This window comes from Acetobacter ascendens, assembly GCF_001766235.1.
Taxonomy (GTDB): Bacteria; Pseudomonadota; Alphaproteobacteria; order Acetobacterales; family Acetobacteraceae; genus Acetobacter; species Acetobacter ascendens.
Map to the genome: position 1 here is coordinate 1,412,301 of NZ_CP015164.1, position 12,276 is coordinate 1,424,576.

The 12,276-nt window shown below is 55.2% G+C and carries 11 protein-coding genes; 2 read left to right on the forward strand and 9 right to left on the reverse strand.

Annotated features, from left to right (window positions below):
* Window positions 1-30 precede the first annotated feature (30 nt).
* The 4 genes from A4S02_RS06830 to ubiA all read right to left on the reverse strand — a co-directional run bounded on the left by A4S02_RS06830 (window position 31) and on the right by ubiA (window position 4,119).
* Window positions 31-1,017: an RluA family pseudouridine synthase gene (locus A4S02_RS06830; protein WP_070323327.1), complete on the reverse strand. Its 987-nt coding sequence runs from the start codon at window positions 1,015-1,017 to the stop codon at window positions 31-33.
* 16 nt (window positions 1,018-1,033) lie between these two features.
* Window positions 1,034-2,395: a replication-associated recombination protein A gene (locus tag A4S02_RS06835; protein WP_019088321.1), complete on the reverse strand. Its 1,362-nt coding sequence runs from the start codon at window positions 2,393-2,395 to the stop codon at window positions 1,034-1,036.
* A gap of 104 nt (window positions 2,396-2,499) precedes the next feature.
* Window positions 2,500-3,195 (reverse strand): LolA family protein, encoded by a 696-nt coding sequence (locus tag A4S02_RS06840; RefSeq protein ID WP_019088320.1) that lies wholly within the window; start codon window positions 3,193-3,195, stop codon window positions 2,500-2,502.
* Window positions 3,196-3,201: 6 nt separating this feature from the next.
* Window positions 3,202-4,119, reverse strand: coding sequence for a 4-hydroxybenzoate octaprenyltransferase (gene ubiA / locus A4S02_RS06845; RefSeq protein ID WP_070323328.1), 918 nt, complete (start codon window positions 4,117-4,119; stop codon window positions 3,202-3,204).
* Window positions 4,120-4,227: 108 nt separating this feature from the next.
* Here ubiA and A4S02_RS06850 point away from each other — a divergent pair, with 108 nt between their 5' ends.
* Together A4S02_RS06850 and A4S02_RS06855 are read left to right on the forward strand one after the other, a co-directional pair.
* The gene (locus A4S02_RS06850) at window positions 4,228-5,001 is read left to right on the forward strand and encodes a 16S rRNA (uracil(1498)-N(3))-methyltransferase (RefSeq protein WP_026019257.1); all 774 of its coding nucleotides are present in this window, start codon (window positions 4,228-4,230) and stop codon (window positions 4,999-5,001) included.
* 68 nt (window positions 5,002-5,069) lie between these two features.
* Complete coding sequence (locus A4S02_RS06855) at window positions 5,070-6,479, forward strand: glutamate--cysteine ligase (protein WP_070323329.1); 1,410 nt, start codon at window positions 5,070-5,072, stop codon at window positions 6,477-6,479.
* A 37-nt stretch (window positions 6,480-6,516) separates the two neighbouring features.
* On the opposite strand, the gene A4S02_RS06860 is transcribed toward A4S02_RS06855, so the two are convergent.
* The 5 genes from A4S02_RS06860 to A4S02_RS06880 all read right to left on the reverse strand — a co-directional run bounded on the left by A4S02_RS06860 (window position 6,517) and on the right by A4S02_RS06880 (window position 12,265).
* Complete coding sequence (locus tag A4S02_RS06860) at window positions 6,517-7,908, reverse strand: MFS transporter (RefSeq protein WP_019088317.1); 1,392 nt, start codon at window positions 7,906-7,908, stop codon at window positions 6,517-6,519.
* Between the two features lie 275 nt (window positions 7,909-8,183).
* Window positions 8,184-9,602, reverse strand: coding sequence for a ribosome biogenesis GTPase Der (gene der, locus A4S02_RS06865; RefSeq protein WP_070324204.1), 1,419 nt, complete (start codon window positions 9,600-9,602; stop codon window positions 8,184-8,186).
* 13 nt (window positions 9,603-9,615) lie between these two features.
* Entirely contained in the window at window positions 9,616-11,013 is a 1,398-nt protein-coding gene (locus A4S02_RS06870; RefSeq protein ID WP_070323330.1) for a PQQ-binding-like beta-propeller repeat protein, read from the reverse strand.
* Window positions 11,014-11,017: 4 nt separating this feature from the next.
* Window positions 11,018-11,713: a tetratricopeptide repeat protein gene (locus tag A4S02_RS06875; RefSeq protein ID WP_003623976.1), complete on the reverse strand. Its 696-nt coding sequence runs from the start codon at window positions 11,711-11,713 to the stop codon at window positions 11,018-11,020.
* Between the two features lie 156 nt (window positions 11,714-11,869).
* The gene (locus A4S02_RS06880) at window positions 11,870-12,265 is read right to left on the reverse strand and encodes a hypothetical protein (protein ID WP_070323331.1); all 396 of its coding nucleotides are present in this window, start codon (window positions 12,263-12,265) and stop codon (window positions 11,870-11,872) included.
* Between the last annotated feature and the right edge of the window lie 11 nt (window positions 12,266-12,276).

The window sequence follows — 12,276 nt, forward strand, 5'->3', positions numbered from 1 at the left end:
GCGTTTCTCCTGTTTCAACTTAAACCGTCCTTATCCTTGGCCACCACGGCGTAAGGGTGGCGGGGTAGTGCCCGGCACAAACCCAAGAGTTCGGAAGGTTTCACGCATATGAGGCGGCAATTCGGCACTGACGGTTAAGCGACCACCTGCTGGGTGCGGCATATCCAGCGTACGGGCATGCAGATGCAGCCTATCTGTAAAGCCAGAAGGATGTGTTGCCGCCCCACCATATTTGGGATCACCCAAAATAGGTGTGCTTAAAGATTCGCAATGCACACGGAGCTGATGCGTACGCCCGGTAAGCGGTGAAAGCTCCAGCCAAGAGAACTTACGCGCAGCCGAATCCAGCACTTCGTAAACAGAACGTGCAGATTGCGCATCGGCATCCTTACGGTCAGCCGCCACGGTTATGGAACCGGGACCAGCCCCCAAACGGGCCAATGGCTGATCTATCTCGCCCGAAAGGGGATCAGGCCGCCCGACTACAACAGCCCAGTAAATTTTTTTTACGTCTCGACCACGGAAAGAGGCCGCAAGCTTGGCCGCCACACCGGGGGTGCGCGCCAACAGCAGCAAGCCGGAGGTATCTTTATCAATCCGGTGCACCAGCCGCGGGCGCGGGTCGTCCTCCTCACGCAGGCCATCCAGCATCATATCAATATGCTTGGTAATGCCGGGGCCACCCTGCACAGCAAGCCCTGCGGGCTTGTTGAGAACAATAACGTGCTTGTCCTGATACACCACCATCTTGCGGATTTCGCGCGCCAGTTTTTCATCCAGCGGGCGGAGCACATCACGCGCAGGCTTGGCGGCCATGGGTATGGGGGGTACACGCACCGTTTGCCCCGACTCCAACCGGGTGGAGGCTTCTACCCTTTTGCCTTCAACACGAATCTGGCCCGTGCGGCACAGTTTTTGGAGAGCCCCCTGCGTAAGATGCGGGTAATGGCGGCGAAAATAGCGATCCAGACGAATACCAGCTTCGTCTTCGCTTACGGTACGATTGACAACACTCATGCGCCGATATTCACGACTAACGCCGATCCCGCAAGCGGGACCATGTTTCTAGCCTGTGACGAACCTCCCGTTCATAGCCTCTGCCCGTTGGATTATAGAAGTTCTGCCGCTTCATGCCGTCGGGAAAATAATTCTGCCCAGAAAAGCCTTCTTCCGCATCATGATCATACTGGTAGCCCTTACCGTAACCGATATCCTGCATCAGCTTGGTGGGGGCGTTTAGAATATGTGCTGGTGGAATCAGGCTGCCTGTAGCTTTGGCAGCGCGGCGGGCTGCGCCATAGGCTTTATAAACCGCGTTGGATTTTGGGGCGGTAGCCAGATGCACCACCAGTTGTGCCAAGGCCAACTCGCCCTCCGGCGAACCCAAACGCTCATATGTTTCCCACGCGGCCACGGCCAATGGCAGGGCGTGCGGGTCTGCCATACCAACATCTTCTGCGGCAAAGCGTGTCATACGGCGGGCCAGATAACGTGGATCTTCCCCACCTTCCAGCATACGGGCAAACCAGTAAAGGGCGGCATCCGGGTCTGATCCGCGCATGGATTTATGCAGAGCTGAAATCAGGTTGTAATGCTCTTCCCTATCGCGATCATACAAAATGGCGCGTTTTGCCAACAGGCGGGAAAGAGCCTGCGCATCCAGTGGCTTTTCTGTTTTCAGGCTTAAAAGCTGCTCCACCATGTTCAGCAGATAGCGACCATCACCATCTGCCATGGCGCGAAGGGTCACACGTCCATCTTCCGTCAGTGGTAAGGGCCTGCCGGTTTCTTCCTCCGCCCTTACCAGAAGCGCTTCACAAGCTGGGTCATCCAACCGGTTGAGAACCATAACCTGACAGCGTGAAAGCAAAGCCGAGTTGAGCGCAAAAGAAGGATTCTCGGTTGTGGCACCAACCAGCACAACAGTGCCATCTTCTACAACCGGCAAAAAGCCATCCTGCTGCGCGCGGTTGAAGCGATGGATTTCATCTACAAACAGCAGCGTGCCGCCACCCACTTCCGCCTGCCTGCGCGCGTTCTCGAAGGCTTTTTTCAGATCCGCCACGCCAGAAAACACAGCAGAAAGCTGCACAAACTTTAGCCCGGCAGCCTGCGCCAAAAGGCGGGCGATAGTGGTTTTACCAACACCCGGCCCTCCCCACAGAATTAAACTGGCAAGAGAACCACGTTCCAGCATGCGTGTGAGCGCACCCTCTGGCCCCAGCAGATGCGCCTGCCCTACCACATCTTCCAACCGCTGCGGGCGCAAACGGTCTGCCAACGGCTGCATGGGCGCTGGCTTTTTACGTGCGTCCGCATTTCTTCCCTGCGGCTGCTCGGGAGGAAGCCCAAAAAGATCATCACCCATTATCGGGGGTTCACGCTCTGCGGCCATAGCCTGCGTGCCTCACTTCAATCTGTCTCAATCTGTGTGAATATATCGGCCTGCACGGCAGCTTTTTCCAGAAGAAGCACGGAAAAAGCTGCTTTCAACACAGTTTAGTTGTCCTCGGCAGGCAGGACGAAAGTGCTTGCCGGAATGTCTGCGCCCGCATGCACATCAAACAAGGTTACGCGGGTTTCGCGCCCCTGCGCGTCCAGCACACTCCATGACCGCAGAGCAACTGGTGTTTCATAAAAAACCAGTGTCAGGCTGCCATCACCGGGGGAGGATGTGCGCACAAGTGTGACCTGCACCAACCCGTTATCATGCTGAAAACCCGTAACTGTTACATCATCTGTCAGACTAACATGGGGACGCAGCAAAAGGCCCAACGGCGTGCGCTCAATAGGAATAACCGTGGTTTGGTCTAGCTGATTATCCCGGAACACAACCTTGCCTCCGTTGGCTACCAAAAGCAGCGGTGAAGGCGGATCATACGCCAGACGCATCTGGCCGGGGCGCTTCATCCACACGGTGCCAGTTGTGCGCTTTCCTTCTGCGTCAAGCTGCTGAATACGGGCCTGAAAGGTTTTGGACTGGTTAAGCGCCTGCTCAATCCGCTTCAGCCATACTTTATCGGATGCAGAAAGCGCCACAGCAGCCGGTGCGGAAGAAGATGCCACGGGAATAGGCGTTTCACCGGCATCGTCCTGTGCATAAGCCTGGCTGCCAGCCAGAACCAACCCCATAGCCGCTGGAAGAACAGCCCGGAAAATGGATTTCATGAACGTGGTTTCTTTCATCTGAAGCATGCAGGCTTATACAGCTATCAACCCGGCAACCAGCGCCAGCGCTACGGCCAAGCCAATTTCTCGATTAGCCCGAAATTGGGCCAGACACAAAGCGGGGCTTGTGGGGTCTACCTTACGAGCCTGCTGCCACAACAATATGGCAGGCAACACCAAAGCCACCCAGAACAACGGGCCAGCACCTGCAAAAACAGCCGCCACAGCCAGCAAAACAAGCATCAGCCCGTAACAGGTGCCAATAAACCCACGCGCCCGCCCCACCATAAGGCGAGATGTGGATTTCACACCAATACGGGCATCATCTTCCATATCCTGAAAGCCGTAAATGGTATCAAACCCCAGTTGCCATACAATGGTTGCCGCATACAAAGCCGCCTGCGCCCAAGATAAATGTCCGGCAGCCGCCGCATACCCCATGGGCGCGCCAAACCCGAAGGTAAACCCCATGACAAGCTGGGGCCACCATGTAAACCGCTTGGCCAATGGGTAAAGCGCCACCAACAGCAGGGATGACACACCCAAAACCCATGAAAGGCTATTTAACTGCACCAGAACAGCCAAGCCAGCTAGCAGAAGCAGCACCAAAAACAGTGTGGCCTGCTTCATGCTTAACGCGCCAGATGCTAGTGGCCGCCCAGCCGTGCGCGCCACCTGCCGGTCTATGTCCCTGTCCCACATATCATTCACAACGCAGCCTGCGGCACGCATAACAAGGCTACCAATACCAAACAGCACAATCAGCCGAATACGCTCTGAAGTAGCAACTCCTTGAGGCAGCAAAATACCCCATATGCCCGGCAGCCATAAAAGCCACGTGCCTATGGGCCTATCTAACCGCGCAAGCAAAGCATAGGCCTGCAATGCCGGAGGCAGATGGTCAATCCACCCTGTAATGCGGATATCTGTATGGCTGGAAGAAACTGACACGGCTGTTCACGTATCCTGTTCAGAAAGGCATATGGTGTTAAGGGCTGGTGTTCTATGCCACAAAGCTGAAACCACTTACACCTTTCAGCTCAGACAGACCCGGTAACCATGGTTGTAACAGATGCCACTGCGCACCTTCCGCGCCTTTATAATGCTCCAGAAATACTGGGGGACGCTCAAACAGGCCTAACGCTACAAATTGCGCCAGATCAGGCCCGCTATCTGGGCACTGTGCTGCGCAAAAAAGCCGGAGACCACGTACGTATCTTCAATGCAGAAAGTGGGGAGTGGCTGGCACGCATTACGGAAATCCGGAAGGATAAAGGCTTTTTTGAGCTGGAACGCCAGCTCCGCCCCCCCACGCAGCAACCTGCCTTGATTTTGGCCTTTGCCTTGCTCAAGCGCGATGCCACAGATCTGGTTTTACGTATGGGCACAGAACTGGGTGTTACGCACTTTGTGCCCCTTATAACCGAACGCACCAATACACACCGCATCAACCCAGACCGTCTGCACGCCATTGCCACTGAAGCCACAGAGCAATGTGAGCGCTTTGATGTGCCAGAAATAGAGTCTCCGCGGTCATTCACAGATTTTCTGGCAAGCTGGCCGCAAGAACATCGGCTGTTTGCCGCCGTAGAGCGTGGAGAGAACCGGGCAATACATACCCCCACCTTGCTGCCCAATGCGCATGCAGGTGATGGTTTTTTGGTTGGCCCTGAAGGTGGCCTAAGTGATAGGGAATGCCAGATGATGCTAAAATATTCTTGCATCACCCCAATATCCTTAGGCCCATTGGTGCTGCGGGCTGATACAGCCGTGGCTGCCGGGCTTGCTCTTCTCGGCTGCGGCTTGCGTTCGGCTGCTGTTTTGTCACAATAACGCTTCATATCTTCGCTTTGCTGGCGCAGAGTGCGATTTCTCTGTTTTTCAAGGATCTGTGATACCCCATGTCCAACCCCGGCGCATCAGATGAAACCCCTGCCCGCACCGTTGCACAGCTGGCCGAAGTGCTTGCGCAGGGATGCAAGCCGCGTGCCGCATGGCGGATTGGCACGGAACACGAAAAATTCGGCTTTCTGCGCCCAGAAGCCGTAAAGGAAGGGCAGAAAGCCTATTCTGCCCCACTTTATGCCCCCAATGGCATTGAAGCCCTGCTCAAAGGTCTGCAGAAGTTTGAGCCAGATGATTGGACATCTGTTCTCGACAATAACAACATCATCGGCCTGAAGGGGCGTGGCGATGCCGCTGGTGCCGCTATCTCCCTTGAGCCTGCTGGGCAGTTTGAACTTTCTGGCGCCCCTTTGCGCACCCTGCACGAAACAGCAGAAGAACTGACAGCGCATTTTGATGCCGTGCGCCCGATTGCGCGTGAACTGGGGCTGGGCTTTGCACCTTTGGGCTTTCACCCCACGGCCACGCGGGCAGAACTACCGTGGATGCCCAAATCCCGCTACGCCATTATGCGCGAATACATGCCCAAAGTTGGCTCAATGGGCTTGGACATGATGCAGCGTACCTGCACCGTGCAGGTTAATCTGGATTTTGGGTCTGAGCAGGACATGGTGCGCAAAATGCGTGTTTCCATGGCGCTGCAACCTGTAGCCACAGCCCTGTTTGCCAATTCTCCTTTTGTGGAAGGCAAGCCCAACAACATCCTCTCCAACCGCGCACAGGTTTGGACAGATACGGATAACGCACGTTCTGGCATGCCTGCTTGTGTGTTTGAAGATGACTTCAGCTTTGAACGCTACGTGGAATGGGTGCTGGATGTGCCCATGTATTTCATTATGCGTGATGGCAAAATGCGCAATGTGGCCGGCCGCTCCTTCCGCGCATGGATGAATGGTGAACGGCAGGACGGGCTGGAAGATGTAACCCCCACCATTGGGGATTTTGAAGACCATATTACAACAGCCTTCCCCGATGTGCGGCTCAAGCAATTTTTGGAAATGCGCGGCGCAGATGCAGGCTCACCAGAAATGATGCTGGCTCTTTCCACTTTGTGGACGGGTGTTTTGTATGATGATGCTGCGCTAGAATCCGCTTGGGGACTCGTAAAATCCCACCCTTGGGAAGACTACGTAAAGCTGCGCGAGATTGTGCCACTTATGGGGCTGGATACGCCTTGGGGTGAAGGCACTGTGCGCGATCTGGCCGCACAGATGATTGCCATTGCCATGGACGGCCTACAGGGCCGGGACATGACGGATGAAAGCGGACAGACAGAATGGGTTTATCTTGCCCCCCTCACCTCTTTGGTGGCAGGCGCACCCACACAGGCTGAACGTTGGCTGGAACGTTATTATGGCGCGTGGATGGGGGATGTCAGCCGCATCTTCCTTGAAGCGGAAGTCTGAACAACCGCACATAATGCGACCAATAAAAAAAGCAGCCTCAGGCTGCTTTTTTTGTATTCAGAAACAAACGGCTTGCACTTAGCGTGGCAGCAAACAGCGCCACGCATCCGGCCATAAGCAAGCACTTTTGTGTGGCCCCTTGTGCAAACCACGTAAAAAAGGCCGCAACCCCCATAGCCCCCAAAGTCTGCCCAGCTTGGCGTGCAACCTGCACCATGCCACTGGCACCACCAGCCCGTGTATGAGGCGCAGCCACCATCATGGCCCGATTATTAGGGGGCTGAAAAAAACCAAACCCCCAACCCGCTACGCCTGTGCGCCATGCAATATCCCACACAGAAGGATGAGCAGGCAGAAGCCACAGCAAAAAGAAACCCAGTGCCGTTGTGCTCAACCCAATGGAAGACAGCACACCTGCAGAAACCTTATCTGCCACGCGCCGGATCAATGGCGCTGCACACATAATACCCAACGGCCACGGCGTAATAAGCAAACCCGTGGCGGCCGAACTAAGGCCAAGAGTGTTGTGCAACGTAAACGGCATAGAAATGATGTAAAAATTAGAGGCCACAAAGCCACAGAACCCGGTGATAAAGGCCACTGCGAATTCTGGATTTTTCAGCAGATCAACAGGCAAAATGGGCTGAGGAGCTTCTGCCTCACGCCGCACCAGCAGCACTCCGGCGGCAAGCCCTGCCAACAGTAATGCACAAGAAATGGCTGTATTTTGGGAATGTGCCAGCCCATCTCCCCCCATTACGGAGGCCCCAAAAGCCAGCATGCACAATATACTGCCTGTAATATCCAACGAGCCAGAAGTGCGTGGCACTTTAGGTAACGCATAAAAGGCCATGCCCAGAGCCAAAGCCCCAAATGGCAGGTTAATCCAGAACAGCCACGGCCAAGACCCTATGGTGAGAATAGCCGCAGCAGCCGTTGGCCCCAAGGCCACCCCAAGCGCCACCACAACACCATTGAGAGCAATACCGCGCCCAATTTCTGCATGAGGGTAAATAAACTGCACCAGCGCGATATTCACACTCATAATGCAGGCGCCGCCAATACCCTGCAACACACGCGCACCTGCCAAAATAGGCAAGCTGGTGGCCGTGGCGCAGAACAGGGATGACACCATGAAAATGATGATTCCAACCTGACAAAGCCGGGCAAACCCCACCCGGCTACCCAACGCTGCCAGCGGTAGCAGAGAAACCAGACTGGCCATCTGATAGGCATTTACAACCCAGATGGACGAAGATGAGGAAGCGTTTAAATCCCGCGCAATATCGGGCAGCGCAACGTTTGCAATGGCGTAATCCAGCAATGCCAGAAAAACAGAAAGCGCCACAGCCAGCATGGCCATATTGCGGGCCGCTCCATGAAGCCCATCCACCACGGGTGCAGACTGAGAAGTGGGGAGCTGTGTCATGGAGCAAAACGTCCTTCTGTCTGCAAAGCGTTACATGCCTGCTTTTTCTGGAAATCCAGAACGCACACAGGCCTGTTTCTGCCACCCACCTTGCACAGCCAATGTATGGGCCGTAACCGCGCACGCCAATTTATACGCCATAGGCAAAACAATATGGGCACTACCTGATGCAGTGCCCACACAAAAAACCTATGCTCATCTCCTTTACCGCCAGAGCACCCCTGTCATCACTGGCAATAGTGCTCTGGGAGGAAGACGAAACCGCACTTACCAGATCAGGAATCTGCGTAAGGGTTTTTGGTGCCGCGCGTTTGCAAGCGAATAGGCACACCCGGCAGATCAAACGTTTCACGCAGGCCGTTTACAAGGTAGCGCTTGTAATCATCCGGCAGTTGCTCAGTCCGTGTGCCGAAAATAACAAACGTTGGCGGGCGAGATTTAACCTGCGTGATATACCGCAGTTTCAGCCTGCGCCCCTGCACCAATGGCGGCTGATGGCGTTCCAGCATTTCCTCAAACCAACGGTTGAGGGCACCTGTGGGCACACGTGCGTTCCAGACTGTCCATGCATCACGCACTGCTGGCAGCAGCTTGTGAATGGAAGCGCCGGTAAGTGCGGAAAAAGTAACAACTGGTACGCCACGCATCTGGGCCAGAGAAATGCTCAAACGGTCCAGAATCGCATTGCGCGTGGCTGTCCGATCCTGCACGGCATCCCATTTGTTCAGGGCCAATACGCAGGCACGGCCTTCACGCTCAATCAAACGGGCAATCTGCAAATCCTGCTCATGCACGCCCAATGTGGCATCCAGCACCAGCACGGCCACTTCTGCCATTTTCAGTGCTTCAATAGCAGCCGAAACGGACATTTTTTCCAGAGATTCATCGATGCGCGCTTTTTTGCGCAAACCAGCCGTATCTACAATTTCAAACGTATCATCGCCATCTTTCAACGTAACGGCAATGGAATCACGCGTAAGTCCTGCTTCTGGGCCGGTAATCATACGCTCTTCACCCAACAGGGCATTCATGAGCGTAGATTTGCCAGCATTGGGGCGGCCCACAATAGCCACACGCAACGGGCCTGTTGGGCGCGGAGGTTCTTCCCCTTCTTCCACAGCAAAATCATCTGCTGCTTCAATTTCAGGTTCTGCCTCATGTTCCGGCTCTGCGGGCAGCCTATCGGCAATTTCCCACATCAGATCCGTCACACCTTCACCGTGTTCGGCAGAAAGTGCCAGAGGTTCACCCAAACCCAGAGCATAGGCTTCCATTGCGGAAGCTGCGCCAAGGCGCCCTTCGGATTTATTGGCAATCAACAACACAGGGTGGTTCTGACGCCGGATCCACTGTGCAAAATGCTCATCGGCTGGCGTAATACCGGCACGTGCATCTACGCAAAACAGCACCAGATCTGCTTCACGCACAGCACTTTCAGAAGAAAAGCGCATCCGCCCAAATAGGCTTTCGGGGGCTGCTTCTTCCAACCCTGCTGTATCAATCAACCGCACGTAGCGTCCACGAATAAGGGCCACACCTTCCTTGCGGTCTCGAGTTACACCGGGCGTATCTGCCACAAGTGCCTGCCTGCGCCCAACAAGGCGGTTAAACAGCGTGGATTTACCAACGTTTGGCCGACCTGCAATAACAACAACAGGCATATCCCCCGTAGGAAGCGGCGGAGGTGGGCGCATGGATTTGCGGCGATCAGCCATAAGAGCAAAGGTTCCCGTCGTTTGTCACGATCAGCATCTGGTTATCTACGATAATTGGCGGCACGAAAGAAACGGCATCCATGCTGTCTACTGATATAATTGCACCTGTTGTCGGGTTAATCCGCACCATACCATTTTCTGGCAGAGAGCTCAGACAAACCAGTTCGCTGCCCACCAGCATGGGGCCAAACCAGGTTACGATATCTTTGTGCACATCCACCCGCCGGAAGCGGCGTAGCTGTGTAATCCAGCGTACATGGCCAGAAAGACGGTCAATACATGCAATCTGCTGGTCTAGCGAGACCACAAAAAGCCAATCCCCCACGCATAGCAGGTTGTTCTGGCTGGCAACCGAGCGTTCCCACACACGGCGGCCTGTGCGGATATCAATGGCAGCCAACACCTGCGCCATGCTTACGGCATACACAATGCTATCAACAATAACAGGCAACCCACGCACACAGGACAGATCCAGCGTGCTGGCCTGACTGTTGACGTTACCCATCATGTCACTCCAGACAACCTCACCACTTTCCACTCGGAAAGCAACAAGATCGCCCCCACCAAACCCGGCCACCACAATGCCGTTATCTACAGCAGGGGCAGGCTGGCCAAACACGGTGGTTTCAACAGATGTGGCCGTATACGTCCACAACTGGCGGCCTGTGGCGGAATCCAACGCGAAAAACCGCTCATCAATTGTGCCAAAGAAAACACGCCCGCCAGCAACTGTTGGAGCAGAACGCCCCGGTGCGCCATTGGTGGTTTTCCACTTTACCTTACCGGTTGCGGCGTCCACCGCCATGGTCTGGGAAATGCCGTCTACAATGTAGACCACACCGCCATCTACAGCCAAACCGCCACCCATATTGGCAGAGTAAGATTTTCTGGGGCGTGGATTATACGTCCAGATATGACGCATGCCGGGCCAGGAAAAAGCACGCACAACGCCTTGGGCATCCATAACAAACAGGCGGCCATCCTGCACAACAGGTGGTGCAGGAATAAGCCCGCGGCCCAAAGTGCCCAGTGCAGCCCATGCCATGAAATCTGGCTGGGAGATACCGGCCCCGATATCCTTGCTCCACCTTTTATGCAGCCCGCCCCAAGCATAATTGCTGCCGGTATGGGCCGAAACACGCCCACAAATAGGCCATTCCGAAACACTAATGGTAGGTGGGATTGTAATGGGCGTATGATCGTCCGGGTCAACCATCAGCCCAGAGCCGGAAGACAGAATATCCGTGCGGTGCCCGGCCAGAATGGGCTTTCTGTCACTCTCAAACATGGTGCACCCGGCCAGCGCAGGGGCCAATGCGGCGCCTCCTAGCAGGGCTCGGCGTGAAAGTCCGGAACGTCTGGTTGCGCTGGATTTCTTGTTGCTGCTCATTCTATTAGCCTGCTGTCGGATCAAGGGCCTGCATCATATCCTGCGCCCGGTTGCGTACGCCCTGAGGAACATCCTGCGCAGCCTGTAGCGCTGCAAATTTCTGCCGGGCCTCTGCCACATGCCCTTCGCGCACATCCAGAACAGCCAAGGCTTCCATGGCCAGACCATTCCACGGCTTGCCTTTGCCTGTAAGCAGCGCAAGACGGGAGCGCAGTGTAGCGGGCTCTCCGGTATCCAACTGTTTTTGGCACCACAGCAAGGTTGCCAGATCACGCAGCGCAGAATCTGCGTTGGGGTCTTTCTGCACGGCATCCCATGCAGCCAGTGCACCTTTTACATCACCCCGCGCCGCCTGCACGCCACCTTCCTGCAAACGGGCCAGAACAGCCACGCCTTTTGCATCGGAAGATGCCAATTTCTGTAACGAGGCCAAACCCGCCTGCGCGGTAGTGGTGAGATCTACCGTGCCTGATGAAGGAGTTGAGGGCAGATGATCTGTCTGCCGCAAGGCCGTAAGATACGTTCCTGTAGCTTCCAATGCCTGAGATTTCTGGCTGGAAACATGCCAAGACCACGCACCAATGCCCGCAAGCACGGCCACAATCAGCCCAATACCCGCACCGGCATAGCGTTTTGCGGCCATACGCAGACGCTCGGCCTGCATTTCCTCATCAACTTCCTTGAAAAGATCCTCTGCCACGGTCTGGCCTGTTCCTGTCTGCTGGCGTTCTGCCTGACGGCTTTGTGTTACCGTCTATCTGCCCCAGCCGGGGGTATCATACAAGTCATGCAGGCAATCAGCCTGATGGCGGCTCATTTCCTGCTGTCCCAGAAAACAGCCGCCCTGCCGAAAATTTTAATGCTCTGCCTTCTGTAATTTGGCCCCTCCGGCCTTAAGGGCCGTGGTCAATTTGGTGAAATTACCGGCAATACGCTTTTGCACGGTGCTGCTGCCTTCATGGATATGGGCAATTTTTTCACGCGCTTCGTTGCTGATAGCCGTTTCTTCTTTAACAGCAGCCTTGGCCACACAGCTGTTATAGGTGCGTGCTGCTTTTTCGTAAGCACTTACCTTATCAACACTGGCGTTATATTTATCAACGGAAGACACTTCCACAGAAGGTGCTACAGGTTCTGCACCGCAGGCGCTGGCTGTCCACATCTTGTCTGCGGCCTGCGCAGGCATGGCAACACTGCTGCACAACTGGGCGGCTGTAAGCCCGGCGATAAGATAAAAACCTTTCCTAATCATTCCTGTATCCC

Excerpts from the sequence above, each read along its gene's own strand:
- A4S02_RS06850 (WP_026019257.1), top strand. The coding sequence starts at position 4,228 with ATGGTTGTAACAGATGCCACTGCGCACCTTCCGCGCCTTTATAATGCT.
- A4S02_RS06870 (WP_070323330.1), bottom strand. The coding sequence starts at position 11,013 with ATGAGCAGCAACAAGAAATCCAGCGCAACCAGACGTTCCGGACTTTCA.
- A4S02_RS06830 (WP_070323327.1), bottom strand. The coding sequence starts at position 1,017 with ATGAGTGTTGTCAATCGTACCGTAAGCGAAGACGAAGCTGGTATTCGT.
- A4S02_RS06835 (WP_019088321.1), bottom strand. The coding sequence starts at position 2,395 with ATGGCCGCAGAGCGTGAACCCCCGATAATGGGTGATGATCTTTTTGGG.
- A4S02_RS06840 (WP_019088320.1), bottom strand. The coding sequence starts at position 3,195 with ATGCTTCAGATGAAAGAAACCACGTTCATGAAATCCATTTTCCGGGCT.
- A4S02_RS06855 (WP_070323329.1), top strand. The coding sequence starts at position 5,070 with ATGTCCAACCCCGGCGCATCAGATGAAACCCCTGCCCGCACCGTTGCA.
- der (WP_070324204.1), bottom strand. The coding sequence starts at position 9,602 with ATGCGCCCACCTCCGCCGCTTCCTACGGGGGATATGCCTGTTGTTGTT.
- A4S02_RS06880 (WP_070323331.1), bottom strand. The coding sequence starts at position 12,265 with ATGATTAGGAAAGGTTTTTATCTTATCGCCGGGCTTACAGCCGCCCAG.
- A4S02_RS06860 (WP_019088317.1), bottom strand. The coding sequence starts at position 7,908 with ATGACACAGCTCCCCACTTCTCAGTCTGCACCCGTGGTGGATGGGCTT.